The sequence below is a fragment of the Elizabethkingia argenteiflava genome, assembly GCF_009904105.1.
GTDB classification, from domain to species: Bacteria; Bacteroidota; Bacteroidia; order Flavobacteriales; family Weeksellaceae; genus Elizabethkingia; species Elizabethkingia argenteiflava.
Genome location: NZ_JAAABJ010000564.1, coordinates 1 through 5776 on the forward strand (window position 1 = coordinate 1; position 5776 = coordinate 5776).

Here is a 5776-nt window from a genome sequence, read left to right on the forward strand (position 1 = left end):
CAAGGTTTAGCCACGAGAATTGCTTCAAAAATAAGCGCTTTTACAATGATTCAGTATCTGAATTTTTTCGTCTTCAAAAGAAAGCTAAACAAAATAAAAGTTAATTTCGGCTAAATGCACAACAGGTTAATAATAATATAAAAACAGTTTCTTTATCTGAAACTTATAGTGTACAGGTACCTGCACAAACAAAGTCTGTACTAACATTTAATGCGATGAACCATAAGGTTAGAGTTCCATATACTGCAACATTAAGAGGCAAAAGAACACAGAAACTAATCAAAATTGGTGTTTTTTTTGAAGCAGTAGATTATACTGCATCTACTTTAAGAGTTGAAAATTATCCTCTTAATAGTAATAAACTAATAAGTACATCTTTTATAAAATAAATATCTAAATAGATATAGTCTTTTATAAAATATTTAGAAAACCATTCTGTAAAAATGAATGGTTTTTTTTATTTTCGTAAGGTTTATATTTTTAAACTCCATAATGATAAAATAGGCTTTACATGAAATTAAAACAAACGGCAGCCTTGTTAGTGGCACCTTTATTGATGAATGCGCAGAATGTGATGACACCAGAAAAAATGTGGGCATTGGGCAAGTTTTCGGTGCAGGCTGTAGCTGCGGATCAGTCTTCTTTGATTTATAACGTAGGGGTAACAGACCTTAAAACAGAAAAAACAAAAAACAAATCCTATTTTCTGGATCTACTGACGTCTTCTACAACACCAGTAGATTTCGGTAAAAAAAGCCTTATACAATGGGATGATAATGGAATTTATGCTCAAGAGGGAGGGCTAATTTATATTTCTAGAGATAAGGGCCATACTTGGACAGCCTATTACAGGATAGGGAAAAATGCAAAAAATATTGTAGTGTCTCCCGACGGAAAAAAGATTGCTTTTAGCCGTGAGGTGCATATAGAAAATATTTTAGGGAAGGATAAATACAAAGATACCCCCAATACTAGTGCACAAATCTATACTGATCTGAACAATCGTCATTGGGATACTTGGTATGAGGGGCGCATGTCCCATGTATTTATCGTCAATGTTTCTGAAGAGGTATCCCAGGCGAAAGATTTATTGAATGGAAAAAAAATAATGGTTCCTCAGCAACCTTTCGGAGGCAAAGAAGATTTTATATGGAGTCCGGATAGTCAACACCTGCTCTATGTAACCAAAGAAAAATATGGGGCTGAATATGCCCAAAGTACCAATACCGATATCTTTGCCTATCATCTTGTAAATGGACATACAGAAAATATCACTCAAGGTATGAGTGGCTATGATCTCAACCCCAAATTCAGTCCCGATGGAAGATATCTTGCTTGGCAGAGTATGAAAACAGAGGGATATGAATCGGATAAAAACGACATTATAATCCTGGATTGGCAGACTAAAAAGAAAACCAATCTTACCAAAGAATGGGATGAAACAGTGGATGGCTCTTTCTTTTGGGCGAACGACTCCAAGACTATTTATTTTAATGCGGCTTACAGAGCGGTTCAGCAGCTATTTAGCTTGAATATTGAAAATACAAAAATTACGCAAATTACCAAAGAACAGTTCGATGTTAATGGGATTTTTGCACAAATAAAATCGGATTTACTAGTAAGCAGAACAGATTTCAACCATAGTGAAGAATTATTTAAAGTTTCCATCAAAACGGGTGATTTTAGTCCCATAACCCACATTAACCGCGATAAATATGCTTCCATTACGCCTAGCAAGAGCGATCTAAAGATGGTGAAAACCTCTGACGGTAAAGAAATGGGAGTATGGTTTATCTATCCCCCTAATTTTAATCCGCATAAGAAATATCCCACTTTATTATATTGTCAAGGCGGACCACAATCAGCTGTTACTCAATTCTTTAGCTCTAGATGGAACATGGCTTTAATGGCGGCTCAGGGTTATATTGTCGTGGCGCCTAACAGGCGTGGAATGCCCGGATGGGGTGTAGAGTGGAATGCCGCTATTAGTAAAGATTGGGGTGGGCAGCCCATACGCGATTATTTATCAGCAGCAGACTTTGCAAAAACCTTGCCTTATGTAGACGGAAACAGGATGGGAGCTGTCGGAGCTAGTTATGGAGGATATTCTGTGTTTATGCTAGCGGGAATGCATGAAAACCGATTTAAGACCTTTATCGCTCATGATGGCCTTTTCGATATGAAATCATGGTATGGTACCACAGAAGAGCTTTGGTTTGCCAACTACGAATTAGGGGGCTCCTACTGGGAAAACCCCAACGCGCCTTCCTATACCACATTTAATCCCAGTAATTATATTAACAAATGGAATAAGCCTATTATGATTGTACAGGGGGGGCTTGATTTTAGAGTTCCTTACGAGCAGGGACAACAGGCTTTCCAGGCAGCGAAATTAAAAGGCTTAAAAGTAAAAATGTTGTATTTTCCAAATGAAAACCACTGGGTACTTCACCCTCAGAACGCTCTGGTGTGGCAGAGAGAATTTTTTGAATGGCTAAAAGAAACACTTTAATATGAGTTTATTGATTATCATTATTGCAGTTACAACAATCATAAGTCTAAAAGGATTCAACGATCCAAGCTTTTTTTCTAAGAATATGTTTCAGGTACAGGCGATTCAAAAGAGAAAAGAATATGCACGTTTAATCACCTCCGGATTTTTACATGCAGATTTTACGCATCTGTTGTTTAATATGTTGACTTTATATTTCTTCAGTGGACTGGTTATAGGCTATTTAGGAGCAATAGCTTATTTAATTATTTATATAGCATCTATAGTGGGCGGCAACCTCTTTAGCTTATTTATTTATAAAAATAAGCCTGGCTATTCAGCTATAGGAGCTAGTGGAGGTGTTTCTGGTATTTTATTCGCTGCTATTGCGATGAACCCCTATATGGAAATAGGAATTTTATTTATTCCTATACCCATTCACGGTTATATTTTCGGGGCTCTATATTTCGGATATTCTGTATATCTAATGCTCAATCCTAAGCAATGGGACAATTTGGGGCACGCCGCCCACTTGGGCGGCGCTGCTGTGGGCTTAGTATATGCCCTGCTCAGCTACCCCGAAAACACCTTGGAACATATTTTCCAAATCCTTATCATGTCTTTACCACTTTTGTATTTAGGATTTAAATTATTGTCTAAAAAAGGAAATCTATGATAGAAAATTAACAAATATAAATACTAGCTAGGGGAACACAATCAAAATGATTGCAATCTGTTTTGAAAATGCACTGTTAGGAAGCTTCATCTTTATTAACAAGAACCTCGCTAAGTTATTATTACTGAAAATCTGCGTTTTATAAAAATAGGAGGTAAAAAGAACAAAAGGAATTTGTGAAAAACAAAAAAAGCCATATCTTTGCACCACCAAAATAATAGCTGTCTATTGTTGCTTTTGAAGCCAAATACAGGCTTAAGGCAATATGATAGAATAAGTAAAATTTGGTAGATTTAAAGATCCGGTAGTTCAGCTGGTTAGAATGCCGCCCTGTCACGGCGGAGGTCGCGGGTTCGAGTCCCGTCCGGATCGCAACTGCAGAATCAAAGTAGTGCAAAAAGCTTTAAAACATCTGTTTTAAAGCTTTTTTTGTTTTATGCCTTTTCCAAAAGGAGCTAAAAAGCCACAAGGTGAAAGTGACCTATTCAGTGACCTTTTGAAAGGTGACTAAAAAGGTCACTGAAAAGTAAGGAAAAGTCCTGCTCATGGGCCTATTCAGAAATTGAACATCTTGTGGGAAGTTTTTAATGAGTTTATGTTTAAAATTTTTAAAAACGGCACAAAATGAACAAGACATTCAATCTGCTTTTTTATCTCAAAAAGGCCAAAATCAATTCTAAGGGATATGTTCCCATTTATATGAGATTAACAATTGATGGCAAAATCTCTGAGATTAGTACAAAGCTTACTGTTTTACCTTCGAAATGGAACTCTCAAGCTCAAAGTGTGAAAGGATCTTCAGAAGAATGTAAATCGCTTAATTTTTATCTTAAAACATTTGAACAGAAAGTTTATGATACCTATCATACACTAATAAGGGAAAGTGAACCGGTAAGCTGTGAAATTCTTAAGAACAGACTATTGGGCAGAGATAAAAAAAATCGAATGCTGATACCAATATTTCAGGATCATAATAACAGAATGGAGAAGTTAGTAGGGAAGGAGTTTGCTAAGGGAACCTTAACCCGTTATAAAACCTGCTTCAGTCATACCAAAGAATTTTTGCAGTGGAAATATGATATTTCTGATATTGATATCAGGAAAATTAATTATGCCTTTCTCAATGATTTTGAATTTTTTCTACGAACTGAAAAACTCTGTGGTAACAATACAGCCGTAAAGTATGTTATGAACTTTGGGAAGATCATCAGAATTTGCTTGAATCATGGTTGGTTGGAAAAAGATCCATTTATGAATTATGATTCAAAATTTGATGAAGTAACAAGAGTATTTCTTAATGAGCATGAGTTAGAAAAACTTTCTACCAAAGATTTCGAAAATATGAGGCTATCATTGGTCAGAGATATCTTTTTATTCAGTTGCTTTACAGGGTTGGCATATATTGATACTCAAAAATTAACTACCAACAACATCAATATTGGATTAGATGGAACTCGATGGATTTTTACCAAACGACAAAAAACGAAAACAACCTCTAACATTCCATTGCTTGTCCAAGCAGAATGTATCATTGAAAAATATAAGAATCATCCAACCTGTATAAATAGTGGAAGATTACTTCCTATTCTCAGCAATCAAAAAATGAATGCCTATCTAAAAGAAATTGCCGATGTGTGTGGTATTAATAAAGAATTAACCTATCATATTGCACGTCATACCTTTGCAACAACAATTACTTTGTCAAATGGAGTTCCCATTGAGAGCGTAAGTAAAATGCTGGGGCACAAAAATATTAAAACAACTCAGCATTATGCGAAGATTCTGGATAGTAAAGTTAGTGAAGATATGACTTGTTTAAAGCAAAAATTTCTTGATAAAATTGTTTAATTTGTTTTTCGAATGAGTTACTTTCTTTAAGTTGCGAGTGGGAAATAATTAATTAATATTATAGCTATAAAGATAACAGTCTAAATTAATTCTTTACTTTATGTAGTATATGTGGTCATGGATTTTGGAGAGAATAAACTTAAAATAAGACATTTTACATTATAAGATGATATTTTGGGTAATATGTCTTTAACTTACTGAAACAAACTATTATAATTGTCCGTTTAAGAGAGAAAATACAAAAGAAATGAATAAGGGAAAATATTTTTTTAAAAAATGTATTTATTTGTATATCATTTAATTATATGAATTATTGAATTAAAAATTCAATAATAAGTAATAAATGTATTTAGTTATTTGTTTTTTTTATATTTTAGCAAAAAACGCAAATCATAGAACACAAATGATGAATGCTTAAAAAATGACTTAAAGTTTCTTATTGATAATCTCGTTTTTTCTTAAAATATGACTGAATTACATATATAATGTGATTTAGAATGTAAAACTGTAAGAGGCTGTTTAAATTTGTGTAGAAAATTTTGTTAGGAAGGTTTTCAGAAGTTGGATATTTGGAAAAAAAGGAATGAAATACCCAACTGATCTAACTGAAAACCAATGGCAATATATAAAGAAAGCGCTGAATCTGAAAGATAGAAAGCGAAAACATCCTTTGATCCTGATTTGGAATGCGTTAATGTATCTGATAAAAACAGGCTGTCAATGGCGTATGCTGCCAAAGAACTTTCCGAAATGGCAATTGG

The 5776-nt window shown here is 34.2% G+C and carries 4 protein-coding genes, 1 tRNA gene and 1 pseudogene; all 6 read left to right on the forward strand.

Translation table 11 applies throughout. The annotated features are described in order from the left end of the window. A pseudogene (locus tag GNY06_RS15740) lies at positions 1-114 on the forward strand (IS982 family transposase); the annotation flags it as partial. A 397-nt stretch (positions 115-511) separates the two neighbouring features. Beyond that, positions 512-2512 carry a S9 family peptidase gene (locus tag GNY06_RS09510; protein ID WP_166519869.1) on the forward strand — a complete coding sequence of 667 codons (2001 nt, stop codon included), beginning with the start codon at positions 512-514 and terminating at the stop codon, positions 2510-2512. A 1-nt stretch (position 2513) separates the two neighbouring features. After that, a complete protein-coding gene (locus GNY06_RS09515) occupies positions 2514-3167 on the forward strand; it encodes a rhomboid family intramembrane serine protease (RefSeq protein ID WP_166519870.1) in 654 nt (217 codons plus the stop codon). Positions 3168-3465: 298 nt separating this feature from the next. Further along, a tRNA-Asp gene (locus tag GNY06_RS09520) sits at positions 3466-3539 on the forward strand. A gap of 252 nt (positions 3540-3791) precedes the next feature. Then, entirely contained in the window at positions 3792-5015 is a 1224-nt protein-coding gene (locus GNY06_RS09525; protein WP_166519871.1) for a site-specific integrase, read from the forward strand. A gap of 583 nt (positions 5016-5598) precedes the next feature. Beyond that, positions 5599-5776, forward strand: a 178-nt coding sequence (locus GNY06_RS09530) for a transposase (RefSeq protein ID WP_166519872.1), incomplete at its 3' end; no start/stop codon positions are given.